Source organism: Sinorhizobium sp. NFACC03 (assembly GCF_900103435.1).
Classification (GTDB): Bacteria; Pseudomonadota; Alphaproteobacteria; order Rhizobiales; family Rhizobiaceae; genus Ensifer.
This window is the reverse complement of sequence record NZ_FMXF01000016.1, coordinates 138,888-160,160: the sequence shown is the minus strand read 5'-3', so window position 1 is coordinate 160,160 and position 21,273 is coordinate 138,888. Positions and strand designations below refer to the sequence as shown.

The 21,273-nt window shown below is 61.8% G+C and carries 16 protein-coding genes and 1 pseudogene; 10 read left to right on the top strand and 7 right to left on the bottom strand.

Going from position 1 to position 21,273, the window contains the following annotated elements:
- Positions 1-133 precede the first annotated feature (133 nt).
- Complete coding sequence (locus BLU35_RS20350; RefSeq protein ID WP_093234277.1) at positions 134-1,039, top strand: nucleotidyltransferase and HEPN domain-containing protein; 906 nt, start codon at positions 134-136, stop codon at positions 1,037-1,039.
- An 8-nt stretch (positions 1,040-1,047) separates the two neighbouring features.
- On the opposite strand, the gene BLU35_RS20345 is transcribed toward BLU35_RS20350, so the two are convergent.
- Both BLU35_RS20345 and BLU35_RS20340 read right to left on the bottom strand, forming a co-directional pair.
- A complete protein-coding gene (locus tag BLU35_RS20345; RefSeq protein ID WP_093234276.1) occupies positions 1,048-2,430 on the bottom strand; it encodes a sensor histidine kinase in 1,383 nt (460 codons plus the stop codon).
- Complete coding sequence (locus tag BLU35_RS20340; protein ID WP_093234275.1) at positions 2,427-3,104, bottom strand: response regulator transcription factor; 678 nt, start codon at positions 3,102-3,104, stop codon at positions 2,427-2,429. The genes BLU35_RS20345 and BLU35_RS20340 overlap by 4 nt, the downstream gene beginning before the upstream one ends.
- 77 nt (positions 3,105-3,181) lie before the next feature.
- Between BLU35_RS20340 and BLU35_RS20335 the strand changes: the two genes are divergently transcribed.
- Positions 3,182-4,249, top strand: a complete 1,068-nt coding sequence (locus BLU35_RS20335; protein WP_093234274.1) for an ABC transporter substrate-binding protein — start codon at positions 3,182-3,184, stop codon at positions 4,247-4,249.
- 128 nt (positions 4,250-4,377) lie between these two features.
- On the opposite strand, the pseudogene BLU35_RS36200 reads toward BLU35_RS20335, so the two are convergent.
- Positions 4,378-4,575 (bottom strand): annotated as a pseudogene (locus BLU35_RS36200) (aldo/keto reductase); the annotation flags it as partial.
- Between the two features lie 344 nt (positions 4,576-4,919).
- On the opposite strand from BLU35_RS36200, the gene BLU35_RS20320 reads away from it, so the two are divergent.
- The 8 genes from BLU35_RS20320 (at position 4,920) to dhaL (BLU35_RS20285) (ending at position 14,004) form a co-directional block, all read left to right on the top strand.
- The gene (locus BLU35_RS20320; RefSeq protein WP_093234272.1) at positions 4,920-6,398 is read left to right on the top strand and encodes a sugar ABC transporter ATP-binding protein; all 1,479 of its coding nucleotides are present in this window, start codon (positions 4,920-4,922) and stop codon (positions 6,396-6,398) included.
- 58 nt (positions 6,399-6,456) lie between these two features.
- Positions 6,457-7,461, top strand: coding sequence for an ABC transporter permease (locus BLU35_RS20315; RefSeq protein WP_093234271.1), 1,005 nt, complete (start codon positions 6,457-6,459; stop codon positions 7,459-7,461).
- A gap of 88 nt (positions 7,462-7,549) precedes the next feature.
- A complete protein-coding gene (locus tag BLU35_RS20310; RefSeq protein WP_093234270.1) occupies positions 7,550-8,536 on the top strand; it encodes a substrate-binding domain-containing protein in 987 nt (328 codons plus the stop codon).
- Between the two features lie 59 nt (positions 8,537-8,595).
- On the top strand, positions 8,596-9,369 hold the full coding sequence (locus tag BLU35_RS20305) for a GolD/DthD family dehydrogenase (RefSeq protein ID WP_093234269.1): 774 nt from the start codon (positions 8,596-8,598) through the stop codon (positions 9,367-9,369).
- A gap of 28 nt (positions 9,370-9,397) precedes the next feature.
- Entirely contained in the window at positions 9,398-10,390 is a 993-nt protein-coding gene (locus tag BLU35_RS20300) for a dihydroxyacetone kinase subunit DhaK (protein ID WP_093234268.1), read from the top strand.
- Between the two features lie 11 nt (positions 10,391-10,401).
- Positions 10,402-11,043 (top strand): dihydroxyacetone kinase subunit DhaL, encoded by a 642-nt coding sequence (gene dhaL, locus BLU35_RS20295; RefSeq protein WP_093234267.1) that lies wholly within the window; start codon positions 10,402-10,404, stop codon positions 11,041-11,043.
- Between the two features lie 171 nt (positions 11,044-11,214).
- Complete coding sequence (locus tag BLU35_RS20290) at positions 11,215-13,302, top strand: bifunctional sugar-binding transcriptional regulator/dihydroxyacetone kinase subunit DhaK (RefSeq protein ID WP_093234266.1); 2,088 nt, start codon at positions 11,215-11,217, stop codon at positions 13,300-13,302.
- Between the two features lie 60 nt (positions 13,303-13,362).
- Positions 13,363-14,004, top strand: a complete 642-nt coding sequence (gene dhaL / locus BLU35_RS20285; protein ID WP_093234265.1) for a dihydroxyacetone kinase subunit DhaL — start codon at positions 13,363-13,365, stop codon at positions 14,002-14,004.
- Positions 14,005-15,399: 1,395 nt separating this feature from the next.
- On the opposite strand, the gene BLU35_RS20275 is transcribed toward dhaL (BLU35_RS20285), so the two are convergent.
- The 4 genes from BLU35_RS20275 to BLU35_RS20260 are packed head-to-tail and all read right to left on the bottom strand — an operon-like array spanning position 15,400 to position 21,251.
- Positions 15,400-16,743, bottom strand: coding sequence for an aspartate aminotransferase family protein (locus BLU35_RS20275; RefSeq protein WP_093234263.1), 1,344 nt, complete (start codon positions 16,741-16,743; stop codon positions 15,400-15,402).
- Positions 16,744-16,764: 21 nt separating this feature from the next.
- A complete protein-coding gene (locus BLU35_RS20270) occupies positions 16,765-17,208 on the bottom strand; it encodes a GNAT family N-acetyltransferase (protein WP_093234262.1) in 444 nt (147 codons plus the stop codon).
- Between the two features lie 55 nt (positions 17,209-17,263).
- Positions 17,264-19,219 (bottom strand): hydantoinase B/oxoprolinase family protein, encoded by a 1,956-nt coding sequence (locus tag BLU35_RS20265; RefSeq protein WP_093234261.1) that lies wholly within the window; start codon positions 19,217-19,219, stop codon positions 17,264-17,266.
- Positions 19,212-21,251: a hydantoinase/oxoprolinase family protein gene (locus tag BLU35_RS20260; RefSeq protein ID WP_093234260.1), complete on the bottom strand. Its 2,040-nt coding sequence runs from the start codon at positions 21,249-21,251 to the stop codon at positions 19,212-19,214. The genes BLU35_RS20265 and BLU35_RS20260 overlap by 8 nt, the downstream gene beginning before the upstream one ends.
- Positions 21,252-21,273 lie beyond the last annotated feature (22 nt).

Genomic DNA, 21,273 nt, shown 5'->3' with positions numbered 1-21,273 from the left:
CCCGATAGTCTTTTTGCTAAGCGATTGCAAAGGGATCGTCGCGCTTGCTTTGTTGAATTGGTCCTTGGCTTTCGGCAAGGTGTTTGCCGATCAAGGGCCGTGCACCGATTCATAATTGAAGGACTGACAGTTGATGAAGACGAGCCTCGACCATTTGCCTGCGGTCAAGCAACAAGAGCTTCGTCGCGTGGTCGAGATCATCCACGAGGAATTCGAGGACGCGTTGAAGGGCGGATCCGCCGATTTCAAGAAGCGCGGCCGGATCCTAAAGATAGTGCTCTTCGGTTCCTATGCCCGCGGCACCTTCGTCGACGAGCCACATACCAAAAAGGGCTATCGCTCGGATTTCGACATTCTCGTCATCGTCAACAACAAGAAACTGACGGATCCGGCCTACTGGAACAGGGCGAACGATCGGTTGATGCGCTCGCCGGAGATCAAAACGCCGGTTGGCTTGATCGTTCACGCGCTGCGGATGGTGAACACTGAATTGCGGCTGGGTCGGTACTTTTTCGTCGACATCGCGCGTGAAGGGATTGCGCTCTATGAGTTGGATGACGAGCCGCTGGCGACGCCTGGACGGGTGAGCCCCGAAGAAGCCTGGCGGATGGCTGTTGCCTACCATGAAGACCGGTTGCCGGGCGCAGCGTCGTTTCTCGACACGGCCAAATACCTCGCGGGCAAGGGGCAAAACAAGCACGCAAGCTTTGAACTCCATCAGGCCATCGAGCAGGCATATTCAACGCTTCTGTTGGTGCTGACAGCTTACAGCCCGCCCTCCCACAATCTTCGTTTCCTCCGAAACCTGGCGGAAGAGCGTGCCGGTGAACTGATCGACGTTTGGCCCGAAAATCAACAACGCTACGTCGCCTGGTTCAATGTCCTCAACGAGGCCTATGTCAAAGCGCGTTACTCGCCCCATTACGAGATTTCTAAGGAAGCACTGGACTGGTTGGTACAATGCACGGAGATACTCATCTCAAGGGTTGAGACGGTCTGCCTCGCTCATCTCGAACGAATCCGCCCGGTGAACAAATAACGTCCGCGCTAGGTGGCGACCGGAAACAAGATCGTGACCTTCAGACCGCGACCGTCTTGACCGGCGCCAAGGCTGGTCGTCGCACCGTAAAGTTCGGCAATCTCCTCGACGATCGGTAGGCCCAGTCCGGAGCCTGGCGCTTCGCTGCCGCCGCGCTCGAAACGCCGGAGCACGGTCTCGCGCAATTCCGGCCGAATGCCCGGTCCATTGTCCTCGACTTCTAGCGAGACGAACCCGTTCTCCATAAGGACACGTGTCGTCACTTCGGCGCCGCGCCCGGCATAAAGCAACGCGTTGCCGATCAGATTCTTAAGCATTTCGCCGACCAGCAACGGTTCGGCACGGATGAGGGCTTCGCCCTCGCCATCAAAACCGAGATCGATATCGGCCTCTCCTGCTGCGGGTACGTGTTCTGCGGTGATTCCTCGAACGAGTTCGACGAGATCGACCCGCTCCAGCATGCGGGCCTCGTTCTTGCCGGCCGCATCAATTTTCGCCATCAGCAGCAATTGCCCTAAGATCCGCTCCGCGTTGGCGACCGCCTCGTCGGCCTTCTTCACCGCACTCCGGGTCTCCTCGATTGAGCCTGCGCGCTGCGCCAGGGCGAGTTGCGTGCGGATGATGGCGAGCGGTGTTCGCAATTGGTGGCTGGCGTTGCCGGTAAAGTTGCGAAGCGCATCGAGTGCCGATTGAAGACGCCCCATGAAGGAATTGACGGTATCGACGAGGCCCTGGACCTCGTTCGGAACCCGTTCGCCGATCGGATGCAGATCATCGGGGTTACGTTCCGAGATCGCATCACCCAGCCGATAGAGTGGACGGAGCGAAAATGTGACCGCGATCCACACGATCATCGCTGCACCTGCAATCATCATGCCGAGGCGCAGCGCCGAGCGAAACAGGATGGTCTGCGCAAGTTGCCGCCGCGCGATCGTCGTTTCGGCCACGGTCACGACGAAGGGTACCGAATTGACGCCGGTCGAGGCAGAACGGCGGAGCGCTGCGATACGGATCGGCTCGCCACGAAAGGTCGAATCCGCAAAGGTCGTGGATGTCCCGGGCTCTTCCGCGAGCGACGGCAGCGTTTGGTAACCGGTGATGAACTGCCCAGGCGGCCCGTCCACTCGGTAGAAGACGCGGTCCTGTGCGGCCGAAGTCAACATCTCCAGAGCAACGTAAGGGATATCGACTTCGAGAGAACCGTCCTCCGCCACGACTACCCGTTCGGCGATGGCAAGCGCTGAGCCTGCCAAAACGCGATCCGAGACGACATTCGCCGTCTTGACCGCCTCACGGTAGGTGTCCATGAGCGCGACGACGCCAATGACGGCTGTCGAGATGAGGAGCCAGCCGAGCAGGCGCCGGCGGAGCGAATAGACCGCCGTCCTCATTCCGGTCTGGCCATCTTATCGAGATAATAGCCGATCCCGCGGGCCGTGCGCACAGTAAGCCCATGCGGCGCGAGCCGCTTGCGCAGCCGGCTGACATATTGCTCGATCGCGTTGGGGCTCAAATCGTCGTCGAAACCGGTCAGCGATTGCATGATCGCGTCTTTGGCGACCACCTTACCGGCTCGCATGAACAGGAGTTCGAGAAGCCCGAGCTCCCTCGCCGGGATTTCGATCGGCACGCCGCCCGAGGAGAAGCTGCGGGTATTGAGATCGAGCGAGACATTGCCGTAGCTGACCGTCGATGCTCTAAGACCCGCCTGCCGACGCAGCAACACACGCACCCGCGCTTCGAGTTCTCCGACGTCGAAGGGCTTGATCATGTAATCGTCGGCGCCAAGATCAAGACCCTTGATCCGTTCCTCAGGCGCACCTCGCGCGGTCAGAATCAAAACGGCCGCCCGGTTCTGCCGGGAGCGCATTGCCCGCAGCACATCGAGGCCGTCCATTTCAGGCAGATTAAGGTCGAGAATGACAAGGTCGAAGGTCTCAGTTGCCGCAACTGCATGGGCGGACGCGCCATCACTGACGACATCTACGGCATAACCGCTGCCACGCAAGATGGCTGACAGACCCTCGGCCAGGTCCTGGTTGTCCTCAACAAGCAAGATACGCAAATATCGCCACTCCCCTGACCACTTTATCCGCCAACGCCTTGCTTGTGAACGGTGACACACTGAGGCATTGTGGATTCATGCGGTTCTTGATTTCTCTTCTTTTTTTGGCCCTTTGTCCGCGGCTGCTCCTTGCGGCGCCGATCATATTTCCGGCCCTTTCCGGCAACTCAGATGCGCGCACGCTGGTGGTCTATTCCTCGCTCGACGAACCTCTTGCAAGGCCCATGATCGTCGGCTTTCAAAGAGCCAATCCGGATGTCGCTGTGCGCTACGAGGACATGCTAACCGGCGAGATTTATGACCGCATCATCAAGGAGACGGACGCCGGAATGAAGACGGCGGACTTTGCCTTTTCTTCCGCCATGGACCTACAAGTCAAGCTCAGCAACGACGGCTACGCCCAGCGCAGCGACCTGCCTATGAGTGACCGCTGGCCCGCTTGGGCAAATTGGCGCAACACGGCCTATGCTCTTACCTTCGAACCTGCCGTTTTCGTCTACCACAGGCCGAGCTTCACGAAGGAAAAGCCGCCGTCGACTCGCGCGGAGTTCGTCGATTACCTGAAGCGCCAGGGAGCCGCCGTTTTCGGCCGCATCGGCACCTACGACATCGAGCGTTCCGGCGTCGGCTTCCTCTTCATGTCGCGTGACCAGGAGCAATTCGGGGATATCTGGGATGTCATCCAGGCCATGGGGGCTGCCGGTGTCAAGCTCTATTCAACCAGCGAAGCTATCCTCGAGCGCGTGTCTGACGGGCGCTTCGTTCTCGGTTACAACATTCTTGGCTCCTACGCGGCTGACTGGGCAGCGCGTCATCCGGACGTGGGGATCGTCCTGCCGAAGGACTACACAGTGGTGATGTCACGCATCGGCCTTGTTCCGCAGGCTTCCGCCTCCCCGGATCTCGGCCGGCGCTATCTCGAATTCTTCATGTCCAAGGAAGGCCAGACGATCATGTCGCGCGAGCTACAGATCCCAGCTGTCAGCCCCGATGTCGCCGGTGAGAACACCGCTAACACGATGCAGGAGATGCTGGGGGGCCAGTTACGCCCCGTTCCCGTCAGCCCGGGCCTGATGGTCTATCTCGATCAGGTGAAGCGCTCGCGGCTCATCGCCAAGTGGAACGAGGTCCTGCGGCTTCACTAATCGTGAATCGGGTAGGCCTCCCAGGGTAAGACGCGTGACCTTCGTGCCGTCCACATGTCGCATCTACGGCCGCACCCTCCGGGTGATATCGGGCTTCGGGCTTCACGGCCCCCCTCGCCCGGATGCGGACGCCTTGTGGTGCCCGGGATCAGCACGATCCAGGGCTTCTGCGCCAGCAGCCAGATAAGCGCGACCCGTGCCGGTGTTGCGCCCTTGCGGTCGGCAACGCGCTCCACCACACCCACTAGCGCCATGTTGGCCTTGCGGGCTTCCGGCGAGAAGCGCGGTACCAGATTGCGGAAATCGCCCGGTTCGAACGTCGTATTCTATTTCTGCCACTGCATCCGGCAGCCTCAAATCGCAAGCATGCCGACGATGGGCGTGTCCAGCATCGTTAGTAGCAAAGCTCGAAGCCTGGACCTTGATGCCTCCGAGGATTCACTTGTGCCGGCTGCCGCTATCGAACTCCACGGCCGGACAACGAACACCTTCAATCAGCGCCCGAGCACGTCCTCAGACAAACAGGCCTTGGCCAGGAGACGCCTCAGCGCGTAAATCGCGGCGCAATCGACAAAAGCCAACTCCTTATCAACAAAAGTAAGGTCGCCAGATTGACATTTGTCGATATGTCTGTGATTTTTGTCGCAATCACGACGCGTGGGAGGACGCCATGCAGCCATTGCTGAAAGTTGAGGGTCTGAAGAAGTCGTTCGGAGGCGTTGCTGCCCTGCGCAATGGCCAACTCGAACTGCATGCAGGTTCCGTGCACGCGCTTTGCGGCGGCAACGGCGCCGGCAAGTCCACCTTCCTCTCGATCCTCATGGGCATCCAACAGCGCGATGGCGGCACGATCTGGCGGCGCGGCAAGGAAGTTCGCTACGGCAACCCCGCCGAGGCACTGGCCTCGGGCATCGCCATCATTGAACAGGAATTGAGCCCGGTCCCGCATATGACGGTTGCCGAGAACATCTATCTCGGGCGCGAACCTGGCGGTCGTTTCGGCGGCATCGACTTCAAGAAGATGAACCGGGACGCCCAGCAATTGCTCGACCGGCTCGAATTCAACATCCGCGCCACTCAGACGATGATGAACCTCTCGGTCGCGCAGATGCAGCTTGTCGAAATCGCCAAGGCCTTCAGCCATGAAGCGGAAGTGATCTTCATGGACGAGCCGACGTCGGCCATCGGCGAAAAAGAGGCGCAGCATCTGTTTGCTGCCGTCGCTCGCCTGAAGGCCGAGGGTAAAGGCGTCGTCTATGTTTCGCACCGGCTCTCGGAGATCTTTCAGATCGCCGACTCCTACACGGTCTTCCGCGACGGCGGCTATGTCGCCAGCGGCCTGCTCGCTGATGTCGACCGCCCGGGCCTCATCCGCATGATCGTGGGCCGCGAACTGGGCGAGGAATACATCAAGACGAACGAACCCACGGATACCATCGGGCTGGAGGTTTCGGGGCTCACGCTGCCCGGCAGGATCGACGACATCTCCTTCTCCGTCCGCAAGGGGGAGATCTTCGGCATCTACGGTCTTATGGGCTCAGGGCGCACCGAGATTTTCAATTGCATCTTCGGCCTCGATCGACCGAGCCAAGGCGAGATCCGTATTGAGGGCGAGCGCGTCGACGTGAGCAAACCCGTCGACGCAATGGCAAACGGCATCGCCTTCGTCACTGAAGACCGCAAGCTGACCGGTCTAAACCTCAGCGACAGCGTGCGCGGCAACATCAGCCTTGCGAGCCTGCCGGAAATGAGCCCGAACTTCGTGATGAAGCGCCATGACGAGGCGTCCGCAAGCGCCGAGATGATCGCCCGCTTTGGCATCAAGGCCGCCCGCGACACCATGCCGGTCTCAGGGCTTTCGGGCGGCAACCAGCAGAAGGTGGTGCTCGGCAAATGGTTCCTGCGCAACCCGCGGCTGCTGTTGCTCGACGAGCCGACCCGCGGCGTCGATGTCGGCGCCAAACGGGAGATCTACCGCATCATATGCGACTTCACCGCCTCCGGCGGTATCGTCGTGATGGTCTCGTCCGAAATCGATGAAGTGCTCGGCATGTCCGACCGCATCCTCGTCATGCGGCAAGGAAAATCCGCCGGCATCTACGATCGCCGCGCGACGGACGCGCAAGCGCTCGTCCACCTGTCGACCTGAGCCCGCCCAAGGTTCCGCACCGCCAGCGATCGCCCGACACAAGAGAGGCTTTTGAACCGTGTCCAACATCGAGAACAAACAGTCCAGCCCGTGGTTTTCCGCCGAGCACCGCAGCACACTGATCCAGGAATACGGCATCTTCCTCGCGTTTCTGCTGCTTGCAGTCATTCTTTCGCTCTCGAACCCGTACTTCCTGACACCAGGCAACGCGTCGAACGTGCTCCTGCAAACGTCGATCAACGGCGTGTTGGCGATCGGCATGACCTTCGTCATCCTGACACGTGGCATCGATCTTTCCGTTGGTTCGGTGGTCGCACTTGCCGGAATGGTGAGCGCCAGCTTCGCCACCACCTCGGCCACCGCAGGCATCGCCGGCGCCCCCTACCCTTTCTACCTGGCACTGGCGGTCGGCATCCTCGTCGGTATCGCTTGCGGCACAGTCGTTGGCATTATCGTTTCACGCTTCTCGGTTCCGGCCTTCGTCGCCACCCTCGGCATGCTTTCCGCAGCCCGCGGCATGACGCTGATCTATGGCGGCGGCAAGCCGGTGCCTGCCCTGACGCCGGAGTTTCGCTGGATCGGCACGGGCAGCGTGCTCGGCATTCCAATGCCGGTCATTCTGCTCGCAATCGTATTCCTCGCCTCCTGGTGGGTACTGACGCGCACGCGCTTCGGTCGCTACATCTACGCCGTCGGCGGCAATCCGCATGCCGCCAAGACCTCCGGCATCAATGTCACGCGAATTCGCTTCCTCGTCTACGTGATTTCCGGTGCCCTCTCCGGCCTGGCGGGCATGATGCTCTCGGCCCGCACCGGATCGGCCCTGCCGCAGGCCGGCATCGCCTATGAACTCGACGCCATCGCGGCCGTCGTCATCGGCGGCACCAGCCTCTCGGGCGGCGTCGGACGCGTCACGGGCACCTTGATCGGCGCCCTGATCATCGGCGTCATGAACAACGGCCTCGATCTGATGGGAATCCAATCCTACTACCAGCAGGTTCTCAAGGGCGCGCTGATCGTCGGCGCCGTGATGCTCGACCAGAAACGCAACCAAGGTCTCTGACCCGTCTCGAATGGCCGTCCAACGGAGGCCGTCAACCACTCCGCATGCATGAAGGACGCGGAAAACCACAATAACAAGGAGGAGTAGCATGAAAAAACTGATGATCGCCCTCGCCTCGGCCACCGCCCTTTTGGCGTCGCCGGCGCTCGCCCAGGAGAAGCTGAAAATCGGCGCGGCACCCTACGGCCTGAATGCCGAGTTCATGCAAATCTGGTCGGCCGCGCTCGAAGAGCATCCCGCCGTGAAGAGCGGCGAAGTTGAACTGACCGTCTTCGACGGCCGTTACGACGCGCTCGTCCAGCAGGAACAGTTCAACACGATGATCACGCAGCAGTTCAACGCGATCATCTTCGTGCCGATCGACATCGAGGCCGGCGCGACCGCCGTCCAGGCTGCCCACGATGCCGGCATTCCGGTCATCGGCTCCAACACGCGCGTCAACTCCGATCTCTTGACCGCCTATGTCGGCTCCGACGACACGGTATCGGGCTACATGGAAGCCAAGACCGTGCTCGACAAGATCGGCTGCAAGGGCAATGTCGTCATCATTGAAGGCCCGATCGGCCAGTCCGCGCAAATCTCGCGCCTTGAGGGCAACAAGAAGGCACTCACCGAGTGCCCGGACGTGAAGGTGCTGGAACAGCAAACCGCCAACTGGTCGCGCGCGGAAGCGCAGACGCTGATGGAAAACTGGCTGACCGCGCACAAGGGCCAGATCAACGGCGTCATCGGCCAGAACGACGAGATGGCACTCGGCGCAATCGAAGCGATCAAGTCGGCCGGCCTCAACGTCAACGACTTCGCCATTGCCGGCATCGACGGCGTGACCGATGCTCTGACTGCCGTCAAGGAAGGCACGATGACGTCAATCCTGCAGGATGCCCGTGCTCAGGCACAGGGTGCACTCGATCTGGCAATCTTCCAGGCGAAGAAGGGCGACTACAAACCGCAATCCGACATCTGGGCGCAGTATCCCGACATGCCGTTCAACGACGGCAAGGACAAGGAATACAACATTCCGTGGACGCCGGTCACGGCCGAGAACGTCGATAAGCTGCTCGAAGCACGCAAGTAAACACGTCAACGCGGGGCGGCATGCCCGCCCCGCCTTCGCAACGCTGAGGACTAGAAGACATGAGCGACACCACCCCGCAAATCGACCTCAATTTTCCGCTGACCGGCAAAGTGGCACTCGTCACCGGCGGCGCCTCGGGCATCGGCGCAGCCATCGCCGCCGCCTTCGCCACAAAGGGGGCAAAGGTTGCCGTTCTCGACATCAACGAGGATGTGGCGCGGGCCGAGGCGGATACGCTCGGTGGCGATGCCAAGCCCTTCGTCTGCGACGTTTCGGATCCGGCGTCAGTGAATGCCGCCGTCTCGGCGGTGGTCGCAGCCTATGGCGGTATCGACATCGCAGTCAACAGCGCTGGGGTGGTCTTCCTGGCACCCGCCGAAGACCTGCCGCTTGACTATTGGGACAAGACCATTTCCATCAACCTCAAGGGCAGCTTCCTCGTCACCCAGGCGGTCGGCCGTGCGATGATCGCCGCCGGCAAGGGCGGCAAGATCGTCAACCTTGCATCGCAGGCCGGCACCGTGGCGATCGAGGAACATGTCGCCTACTGCGCATCAAAATTCGGCGTCATCGGCATGTCGAAAACCTTTGCCGCCGAATGGGGCAAGCACGGCATCCAGGTCAATACGATCTCTCCCACCATCGTACTCACCGAGCTCGGCAAGAAAGCCTGGAGCGGCGAGAAGGGCGAGGCCGCCAAGAAGCGGATCCCATCAGGCCGTTTCGCCTATCCGGCGGAAATCGCCGCCGCCGCCGTTTTCCTGGCTTCGGCCGGAGCCGACATGATCAACGGCGCCGATCTCCTGATCGACGGCGGCTACACCATCCTCTGACGACGCAAGCCTACTCACAGGAGTCACCATGCAAAGGTTCATCAACAATCCCGACGAGGTCGTCGAGGATACCGTCAAGGGCTTCGTCAAGGCTCATTCCGACATCGTTCGTCTCGCTGACAATCCGCGCGTGGTCGTCGCCAAGGGCGCGCCGGTCGCAGGCAAGGTCGGCGTCGTCACAGGCGGCGGCTCGGGGCACGAACCTGCCTTCATCGGCTATACCGGCCGCAACATGCTCGATGCTGTCGCCGTCGGCGAATTGTTTTCCTCGCCAACCGCCAAAAGCTTCCACGACGCGATCCGCGAAGCCAACGGCGGCAAGGGCGTCGTCTGCCTCTACGGCAACTACGCCGGCGACAACATGAACGTAAAGATGGCGGTGAAGCTTGCCGCCAAGGACGATATCGAGGTGCTGACAGTCGTTGCCAATGACGACGTCTGCTCGGCTCCCCCGCAAGAGCGCGAGAAGCGCCGCGGCGTAGCCGGCGAGATCTTCATGTGGAAGATCGGCAGCGCAAAGGCCGCCGCAGGCGCCAGCCTCGACGAGGTTCGCGCCACGGCGCAGAAGGCCATCGACAATTGCCGCTCGATCGGCGTCGGCCTCGGCCCCTGCACGCTTCCAGCGGTCGGCCACCCGAACTTCCAGATCGAGCCGGGCACGATGGAAGTCGGCATCGGCCATCACGGCGAGCCGGGCGTACGCGTCGAAGCGCTGAAGACGGCCGACGAAGTCGCCAAGGACATGGTGAAGATCGTCCTCGACGATCACAACCTTCCCGCCGGCACCGAAGTCGCCGTGCTCGTGTCCGGTCTCGGCGCCACGCCGCTCAACGAACTCTACATCCTGAACGACACGATCGAGAAAGAGATCACGGGTCGGCGCCTCCGCATTCACCGGACCTATGTCGGCAACTACTTCACCTCGCTCGAAATGGTCGGCGCAACACTGACGGTCATGGCGCTCGACGACGAGCTCAAGACGCTCCTCGACGTCGAGGCCCGCTGCACCACCGTCCTCTAAGGAGAAGCCGCATGCAGACCTTCGACAATGCCAATGCCGGCGCGATCGTTCTTTCGCTTGCCGATCGCATCATCGAAAATCGCGCCTATCTCAGCGAGATCGACGGCAAGATCGGCGACGGCGATCACGGCGTCAACATGGCCAAGGGCTTCGGGCTTGCGGCCGAACGTCTGAAGGACAAGCAGGTCACGCTGGCCGAGGCCCTCGATACCCTCGGCACGGTCCTGATGACGGAGATCGGCGGCTCCATGGGCCCGCTCTACGGTGTGATGTTCACCGAGTTCGCGGAGAAGCTCGACGGCACCGCCGCGATCGACGCAGCCGCCTACAGCCGCATGCTGCATGCCGGACTCGAGGGCATCCAGTCGATCGGCTCGGCCAAGGTTGGCGACAAGACGTTGCTCGACACCCTCGTTCCGGCCATCGAGGCCTTCGACGGGGCTGTGGCTTCCGGCAAAAGCTTTGCCGACGCTCTCGACAGTCTGATCCCGGCCGCCGAAGCCGGCCGTGATTCGACGCGCGACCTCGTGGCCAAGATCGGGCGCGCCAGCCGTCTCGGCGAGCGATCTCTTGGTGTACTCGACGCAGGCGCAACGTCCTGCGCGATCATCCTCAAGGAACTTTCGCTTGGCGTCCGTTCGCGCCTTGCGTGACGCCTTCTGCGCCGCGGCGACAAGACGTCGCGGCCACTGACCTTCTCCCAGAGCCCGCGCGATCCCGACGAATAGCTTAGGGTCGCGCCCCGCCCGATGCGGTTATGAGGTTGCAAAAGCACGACGTTGCTTCCATCCTCGCGAACCAAAACCGGGGAAGAAAAAGACCAGATGACAACCAGGGCATCCTCATCGCGAAAAGGCGGCGCCAACCGCGGCGCTTCCACCGATACGTCGGACGCAATCCCGCTGCGCTATGGCGATGATCCCTATGTCTGGGCTTGCTGGCTCTACTATGAAGACGGCATGACCCAAAGCGAGATCGCCGACGCGATGGGTGTCTCACGCGCGACGGTCAACAGTTACCTCGCGGAAGCGCGCGAGAAGGGTATCGTCCACATCTCCCTGGAACCGGCGCGGCTGGCCTCGCTGACGATCGCCCAGGAATTGAAGCGGCATTTCGGCCTGACGGACTGCCTCGTGGTCCCGAGCGACGACAATGCGCGACCGCTGATCGACCGACTGGGCGGCGCCGCCGCACAAGCGCTTCCGAAGCTCCTGAAGTCTGGCGACACACTGGCGGTCGCCTGGGGGCGCACCGTGCTCTCCGTTGGTGAGCACGCCGATATCGCGACGCTACAGGACATGACCGTCGTCCAGGCGACCGGCGGCACCACCGCAACCTTCTCCTACACACCCGAACTCTGCGCGGCCGCCATCGCCCAGGCGGTCTCCGCGCGCTGCGTCAACATCACCGCCCCCGCCATCGTCAGATCGCCGACGATGCGCGAGATGCTGCTGGACGAGCCGCTATTGCAGGAACAGTTCGAAACGCTCGCTCGCGCCAATCGCATTCTGTTCGGCATTTCCTCGCTGCGGCCGAACTCGACGATCCACACCAGCGGTTTCTTCGAATCCGTGTCGCTGCAGCATTACCTCGCGGCCGGCGCCGTCGGCGTCGTCGCCGGGCGCTTTATCGATGAGCGAGGCAGGCCGGTTGCAGGTCCTCTCGACGACCGCACTATCGGCATCTCGCTCGACATGCTGCGCGAGATCGGTACGCGCATTCTCGTTGCAGGCGGCTTCGACAAGGTTCCGGCTCTTCTTGCGGCACTGCGCGGAGGCTATGCAAACGTGCTGATCACCGATGCCGCGACAGGGCACGGAATCCTGCGGGCGGACGGCGTTACAAGTCTCGACGCGCGGCTATCCCAGAAGCCGAAGGTGACGCAGACGGCGAGTTCCTACCGGACGCACGTCAAAAAATTTCTGAACAACCCGAACCAGGTCGTCGAGGAGATGCTCGACGGCGTTGTCCGGGCACACGCCGGCTACCTCCTGCCGATCAACGGCTCCAATCGTGCCTTGGTCGCCCGCAACGGCCCAAGGTCTGGCAAGGTCGGGCTGGTGATCGGTGGCGGCACGGGCCACGAGCCCTGCTTCCTCAGCTATGTCGGTAAGGGGCTCGCCGATGCGGTCGCCGTCGGCAACATCTTCTCCTCGCCGCCACCTGACCCAATCGTGCAATGTGCAACCGCGGCCTCGGGTGGCGCGGGCGTGCTTTTCGTCTACGGCAACTATGCCGGCGACGTCATGAATTTCGAGATGGCTGCGGAGCTGGCCGAAGAAAAGGGCATCAAGGTCCGGACGGTGCTTACCACCGACGATATCGCTTCCTCACCGATTGAGGATCGCGAAGGCCGACGCGGCGTCGCCGGAAACTTCTTCATCTTCAAGATTGCCGGTGCGGCCTGTGACCGTGGGCTCTCGCTCGACGCCTGCGAAGCGGTAACGCGGAAGGCGAACCTGCGCACCTATACTGTCGGCGTGGCCTTGGAACCCTGCTCGATGCCGCAGACCCGGCGGCATAATTTCGAGATCGGGCCCGACGACATGGAGATCGGCATGGGCATCCATGGCGAGCCGGGGGTCACGCGCGAGCGGATCAAGTCGGCGGACGAAATCACCGACAGCATCATGGACAACATCTTCAAGGAAATGAAAGCTGCCGCCGGCGACCGCGTCGCGGTGCTCGTCAATTCCTTCGGTGCCACGCCGATGATGGAGCTCTACATCCTCTTTCGAAGAGTGGCCCAAAGGCTCGAAGCCAAGAACATTCGAATTGAAGCGAACTGGATTGGGCACTATTGCACCTCCCTCGACATGGTGGGCGCGTCCATCTCCATTCTGCATCTCGACCAGGAACTGACCGAACTGTTGCTTCATCCTTGCGAAACGGCTTTCCTGCGTATCAATTAGCATTCCGTCACGGGTGGCGCGACGAATGTCACGCTGCCGGGACGTCCTAGGAGGATAATGATGTCGGCAAATGCGGTGCGCCGCCTGATCGCTATGTTCGAGGCGATTTCCGCCGCCGTTGAGACCGAGAAGGATCATCTTTCCGAACTGGATGGGGCGATCGGGGACGCCGACCACGGCACGACGATGTCGCTAGGCTTCCTCGCGGTGAAAGCCGAACTCGCGAAAATCGACGTCGACAAAGCGCAACCCTCCGATGTGATGGCAACCGCAGGCGGCGCCTTCCTCAATGCCGTCGGCGCATCAACGGGTCCGCTTTATGCGACCGCCTTTCATCGCGCCGCACAGGCGCTTGCCGGCGCGAACGAGCTAAATCTCGCCACCGCGGCGGCAATGATCGACGCCATTGGCTCGGGCATCGGTGAGCGTGGTAAGGGCCAGCGCGGCGACAAGACGATGTTGGATGCCTGGCTGCCGGCGGCCGATGCCGCCGCGGCCGCGGTTGCAGACAACAAAGCGAGCACCGAGTTCTGGAGCGACGTCGTTGCTGCTGCCGACGCCGGGGCCAACGCGACCCGGTCAATGGTGGCTGCAAAGGGTCGGGCCGCCCGTATACGCGAACGTTCGCTTGGCCATGTCGACCCAGGAGCCGCGTCAGCCGTTGTGATCGTCCGCGCGATGGCATCGACGCTTGGCTACTAGCCGGCTCGCCAAGTATTTCCGCACGCCGCCACCGTCGGGACTATTGCTGCCGCCATCGAATATCATGATCACCTCGTTGAGCTCGGAACCCACAAGTGGGTCGGTACTGGCTGCCGCCAATTATATTTGCGATGTCCCCCAAGCCTGGATTGCAAATCGCACTCACAATGGTGGGGGCGAGGCGATGGGCTGAAACCTTACAAAGCAGCAGCCGGTCTATTGCGGTGACCGTGCGCTGAGATGCCACCCCGCAATTTGTCGCCGCTATGAAGTATAACGAACGTCTCCCGCGCTACGACTCGTTTGAATCAGCGAGTTTTTCGAAAGGACACTTCGAGCTGAGGTCTGGATGTCTTTGGGAGGGTAGGTCCGACATCGGACGCGATCGCAAGACGGAAAAGCGAAAGCCGCGAAACGTCAGATCAGTCTGAGTGCCGATGCTCACGCTGGTCACGGCGAGTCGGGCGATCGACTTTCCAAACGCGCCGCTTTTTGGGCGACACATCAGGACGCCAGGCACTCTTCACAAATGCCACAGCCGTCCGCGTCCATGGCAGAGGCGAGCCGCTTTTTTCGACAGCACAGGCACGTGACGGTGTTGTGCAGGTGCCGGTCATCCCGTTTCGGCGGGATGAGCTCGAGGTCGTGGTCTAAGACAGGTTGTTCAGGCAGTTGATCCATCTCGAGGCTCCATGTCGAGGATGGCAATCAGATAGGAAGCTTCGCGGCGGCCGCAAGTGGCCACAAGAGCCGCCGCTTTTGCCGGAGATCAGGTTGCTCATTTGAACCGTGCGAGCATGCTTCCAAGCTGAGCATTCTCCTGGCGCAGACGACGCGCCAGCAGCGCTTTCAATCTGCGATTTTCTTCCTCAAGCGCAGCAAGATCGTCGACCGAAACTTGAATCGGAGCCTCACTGGCTTTGCTTCGTGCGCGGCGTCCACGCGCTTGCCGCGGGAGCTTGGAAAGTTGCGGGCGGTCATCGTCGCAGGGACAAAATCTGCGTGCGAGGCTGAAGCGTCTTCAGAGCTCTCCGGCGGAACGGTAACCTCTCGCGGCGCGGCAATGGCGTCGGCAACCTGTGAGACGCTATCGAGCGCGCTTTCAATTTCAGCGCCGACCGCAGCGCGCGGCTCCGGACCAGTATCCGCCGGTGGGTCGACCACTGCGAACAGGTGTCGTGCGCGCAATTACCCCAGCAACTGCGCTATGACGAAAACCTGCGCCGTAGACCCCGTCCACACCCTCCAAGAGGACGCCAAATGAACTAGACGCTCAATGATGGAGTAGCCGCCAACCTGAGCCAGGGATGATGTGGGGGCTGCCTGATTCGGCGACCACTCGAAGCACCTTGCGCGTGATCGGTTTACTGCACGACATCAATCAAGCTGCCACCATTATCCCGCGAGTTTCTTTAAGGCTCGTTCGACGATATCGAACATCTCATCAACCTCTGCCCTGGTGATGATCATTGGCGGGCAGAAGGCAATCGCGTCGCCGATGTTGCGGGAAATCAGGCCGTTCTTCTGCAACAGGGCCGCCGCCCGGGCGCCCATCGTTCCCGTCGGCGCGCCGTCTGCGGCTTCCAGTTCCAGGGCACCGATCAGACCGACTCCGCGCGCCTCGACAGCAAAAGGATGCCGTTCGAGTGCGTTGAGGCGTTCGAGAAAATGAGGAGCGAGACGGTGGACGTTTCCGACCAGGTCACGCTCCTCGATGATGGCCAGGTTCTCCAGCGAGACGGCGGCGGCGACGGGATGTCCGCTTGCGGTAAAACCATGACCGAGCACCCCAATCCGGTCGGCCTCCGAGGCGATCGGCTCAAAGACACGTTCGTTGATCATCAACGCCGAGATCGGCTGGTAGGACGAGGAGAGCTGCTTGGACATCGTCATGATATCGGGGCGAATGCCGAAGGTTTCGGAACCGAACATGTTGCCGGTGCGGCCGAACCCGCAGATCACCTCGTCAGCGATGAGCAGAATGTCGTACCGGTCGAGCACCTCCTGGATGGCCGCCCAATAGCCTTCCGGTGGCACGATGACACCGCCGGCGCCCATCACCGGTTCGCCGATGAAGGCCGCGATGGTTTCCGGCCCCTCCTCGAGGATCATGGCCTCCAGTTCCTCCGCACAGCAGCGCGAGAATGCAAGCTCGTCCTGGCCGGGTTCGGCCCCCGTTCGATAATGCGGGCAGGTCGTGTGCAGGATATTCGCAAATGGCAGGTCGAACGAGCGATGATTGTTGGGCAGGCCAGTCAAACTGGCGCTCAGCGCCGTCACGCCGTGATAGCCCTTGATCCGCGATATGATCTTCTTCTTTTCAGGCTTGCCGAGCGCGTTCGAACGGTACCAGACGAGCTTAATCGCCGTGTCGTTCGCCTCCGAACCGGAGTTGGCGAAATAGACCTTCGACATCGGCACCGGGGCCAGAGACACCAGCTTTTCCGCGAGATCTGCAACCGGCACGTGCGATTTCTGGGAGAAGGTATGATAGTAGGGCAACTGGCTCAACTGTTTGCGCGCAGCCTCGACCAGGCGCTTCTCGCCGAAGCCGACGGCGACACTCCAAAGCCCTGCCATGCCCTCGATATAGCGCTTACCGGTGTTGTCGAAGACGTGGATGCCCTCCCCCCGTTCGATCACCATCGGCCCGTCGCGCTCAAGGCGCCGGGGGTTGGTGTAGGAATGGAGATGATACGCCGTGTCCCGCGCTTCGGTGGAATTTGGCTGTGCCGTCATCGGCGTCTCCCTGCTCTGATTTCAAAGCGTGATATCATAGGTTATCCAATCGGTGCGTGTCGCGACCCGGTCATAGAGCGTTCGGGCACGATAATTGTTGTCGCGCGTGATCCAGCGGATGGAGTTCCAGCCGCGTTCGCGGCCGATGTCGGCGACAGCACGGATCAGGGAAACGGCAGCGCCGCTCCCGCGCACCTCGGGCGTGACGAAGAGATCGTCAAGAAAGCCGCCGCGTGCTGCAAACAGCGGCCGGACATATTCGCGAAAATGTGTGAGCCCGATCGGGCGGCCGGCACTATTGAGCGCGAGGCGGCATTCAAGCCGGCCGTCGCGAATCCAGCTCCAGACCCGATCGCGCATGTCGTCGGTCTGCGGAACGCCGTAGTAGGCGGCGAATTCCGCATGCAGCGCGTTCCAGGCGGACCGGTCGCTCTCGCCCGCAGTGATGATCGTGATGTCGCTCATGATTGCCCCCCAACCTCGGGTGGGCGAGCGGCCCACCCACCTGCCATTTTCATCCCTATTGCCAGACGGCCGCCGAGCGCTTGCGATACATCTCCCGGAACTGGTCGGTGGAGACCGGCAGCAGATCACCGCTGTCCCAATCGAGGATGACGGCATAGCGACGGACGGCATCGAGTGCGTCGATCTCGCCCGCCTTGAACCGTCTTGAAACATCCTGCGGATCGGCCGCCAGCCAATCGTTCCGTTCCGCCCGAATCTGCCGACGCAGGGCGACGGTCGCATCCTTGTCGATCTCGTAGGCACAGATTTCCGGATCGACGGGAAGGATAACGACGCCATAATCCTTGGCGGCGCGCTCCACCGAGACGTAGTCGTCGATGACGTCGTTCAGCACCCGCTTCGGATCGCGCTCCAGCGGATCGCCGAAGCCGCCGCCGCCGGCGGTCGGGCGGGAAAAGGCGTCGCCCTTTTCGATCGCCACATCCGAAAAGGTCGCGCCGAGCCATTGCGTTTCGCCGGTCGCTGCGCGCGTCAGTGTCAGACCGTGCGGGATCGACGGCAATCCGCCCTCTATGCCCCAGACGATCGCCCGCTCGCGGTCGCAAATATAGGAAATCACGGTGCCCTCTGCCTCGAGCATGCGCGAGGTTTTCAGGACACCGGCACCACCGCGCCACTTGCCCGGACCGGCGGAATCCTTGAGGACTTCGAATTCGGTGGTCAGTATCGGGTTCGCCCTTTCCTGCCCCTCTACAGGCTGGGCCATCAGGCCCGTACCGAAGCAGGCGGTCGTCACGTTGCAGCCGTCCTTACCATTGCGCCCACCCCAGCCGCCCGGCAGCCAGTCGTAGAACATGAAGATGGGCTTATCCTTTGCGCGAGCATCGCGCCCGCCGGTCAGAAGATATTCGAGGTTGAAAGCGCAGGCGATGGCCCGCTCCGGAATGATCTTCGACCAGATCTCGTAGATCGCATTCATGATCTTCTCGAAGGGCATCAGGAAGCCGGTCACAGCCACCGGCCATTTCGCATCGACGATCGAGCCTTCCGGGGCGATGATGTCGAAGACGCGGTAGAAGCCGCTGTTGAGCGGCAGATCCGGAAAGAAGGTCTTCATGCCAGCGGCAACGGCCGAGAAGGTGGCACCGAATGCCGAGTTGTAGATCGATCCGATCGTCGGGTGGCTGCCGGTGAAATCATATGTCACCCGATCGCCCTTGATCGTCAGCTTGACCTTGATCGGGATCAGCCCTTCCTTGCCGGCGGGGTCGCGATCGATGAAGTCCTGCGTCTCCCATGTCCCATCCGGTAGAGCGGCAATGCGCTGGCGCATGGCACGCTCGACATAATCCTGAACGGCGCCAAGGCCCTGGCGGACCGTACCTTCGCCATATTTGCCAACGAGCCGGAGTATTTCACGTTCGCAGACCTGGGTTGCCTGCGCCTGGGCGTGGATGTCGCCGATGATCGAGGCCGGGTCGCGGGTGTTCGAGGCAATCAGATTGGCGACATCCTTGCAGAAACGGCCGCGATCGAAGAGCCGGATCGGCGTGATGCGCATGCCCTCCTTGAACATCTCCTTCGCCGTCACGTCGAAGGAACCCGGCACGCTGCCGCCGAGGTCCGACCAGTGGCCGTTGGACTGGCTGAAGGCGATAATGCGACCGTCGACGAAGATCGGGCGGATCAGCCGCACGTCGTTGAAATGCGTACCGCCAGCATAGGGGTCGTTGATCGCATAGACGTCGCCCGGATGCATGTCACCGTCGAAGGCCCGGATGACGTCCTTGCAGGTGAAATGCAGCGTGCCGACATGCACCGCAATATCCTGGTTTCCCTGCGCCGCCGAGTTGCCTTCGGCATCATGCAGCGCGCTGGAGAAATCACGGTTGTAGATGACGAAGGAATAGCAGGTCCGCAGGATCTGCTCGGCCATCTGATCGACACTGGTGATGAAGGAGTTCTTCAAGACTTCGAAGGTTACGGGGTCAAGGCTTTGCTGTTCAGACATTCTTCTCACCTTCGATGCGGATGATGATGTTGAGGTACTGGTCGACTTCGGCGCGTGTTTCAGGCGGAATGACCACCGTGGAATCGAGCTGCTCGACGATCGCGGGCCCCGCGAGAACGAGCCCGGCCGGCAAGGTTTCACGCTCGTAGACCGGCGTATCCAGGCCGTGTCCGCCGTCGAACCAGACCGTGCGCCGCGTCTTCGGCTCAGGCACGATGCCCGTCGGCTCGTGGCGCGCCAGCGTCGCCTTCGGCACGACGCCGATCGCCTTCAGATTGATGCGGAAGAGGCTGACCGGCGTTTCGTCGCGGCGGAAATTGTATTCACGCTCATGTTCGCGGTGAAAGGCTTCGACGAGTGATGCGATCTCCGTCATGCCGGAAGGGGCTGAAACCGCCAGAGATCGCCACTGGCCGAGATACATCATGTCGATGCTGCGCTGAAGCACCACGTCCTTCTCGGCGACGCCCTCATGGGCAAGCCGGTCGAGCGCCTCCTTTTCGAGGCGGAGGAACGCCGCCTCGATCGCTTCAGGGTCGGCATCGGCCGCGGCCTTCAGATAGCTCTCTGAAAAATCGTGCTGCATGTCGACCAAGAGGCAGCCGAGCGCGGAAGTGACACCGGGGTTGGGCGGCACGATCACCGCGGGGATCGAGAGCTCGCGCGCAATCGCCGCGCCGTGAAGAGCGCCGGCGCCACCGAAAGCAACAAGCGCAAAGTCGCGCGGATCGTAGCCGCGACTGATGGAGATCAGCCGCACTGCATCGGACATGTTGGCATTGGCAACGCGGATGATAGCGTCTGCAGCCTCCTGCAGGCCAAGGCCGAAGGGGGCAGCCACGCCCTCTCTGACCGCAGCCTCGGCGAGCCCGGCGTCGAGCGTGATCTTGCCGCCGGCAAGACTGGTGCCAAGGCGGCCGAGAACCACGTTGGCGTCGGTGTTGGTCGGCTGCCTGTTGCCCTTGCCGTAACAGGCCGGGCCCGGATTGGCGCCGGCCGATTGCGGGCCGTTGCGCAACGACCCCGCCTCATCCGTCCAGGCGAGCGATCCGCCGCCTGCTCCGATCGTCAGGACCTCGATCGAGGAGAAGCGGATCGGATAGCCGAATTCGATGAACCAGTCCTTCGTGACACGCGACTGACCGTCATAGGCAAGCGAGACATCGGTCGACGTGCCGCCCATGTCGAGGCCGATCGAATTCCTGAAGCCGCAGAGTTCGGCGATGTATTTGCTGGCGATCGCGCCGGCGGCGATGCCGGAGCCGGCGAGACGGGCGGCAAAATCCTCCACGCTTTTCGGCGTCATCACCCCGCCGCCGGTGTGAAGCAGGAGGAGGTCACGCTGGTAACCGTCTGCCTGCAGTCGCTTGCCGAGCCGGGAGGTATAGTCGACGACAACAGGGCTCAGCGCCGCATTGGCAACCGTGGTCGAAAAGCGTTCATGCTCGAAGATCTCCGGCAGCACTTCTGACGAGGTCGAGATCGGCACGCCGGGCATCACCTCCATCAGGATCTCCTTCATCCTCCGCTCGTTCTCTCCATTCATGAAGGCGTTCATGAAGCAGACTGCGACCGCCGCGACATTGCGGCGCTTGAGGATACGGGCGACCTCTCGCGCTTCCTTTTCGTCCAGAGGGGTTACGATCTCGCCCTGGGCGTCGACGCGCTCGGAAACGACGAGCCGGTCGCGCCTTGGCACATAGGGCGGGACGACGTCCTTGTAGGTGTCCCAGAGATCTTCCTTGTTGGCACGCCGGATTTCGATGACGTCGCGGAAGCCTTGGGTCGAAACCATAGCTGTCCGCGGCAGGCGCCGCGTGATGAGGGCATTGGTGGCAACGGTGGTACCGTGCGAAAAGAGCGCCACCTTTTCCAGATCGATGCCGGCCTTCTCTACCCCCGACATGATGCCGTCGATCGGATCGAGCGAGGATGACGTCTTCTCGACCCGGATGAGACCTGTCGTCTCGTCCATGATGCAGATGTCGGTGAAGGTACCGCCGACATCGACCGCTACGCGAAGGTTTTGCAATTCCGTCTCCTGTGTCGAAAGT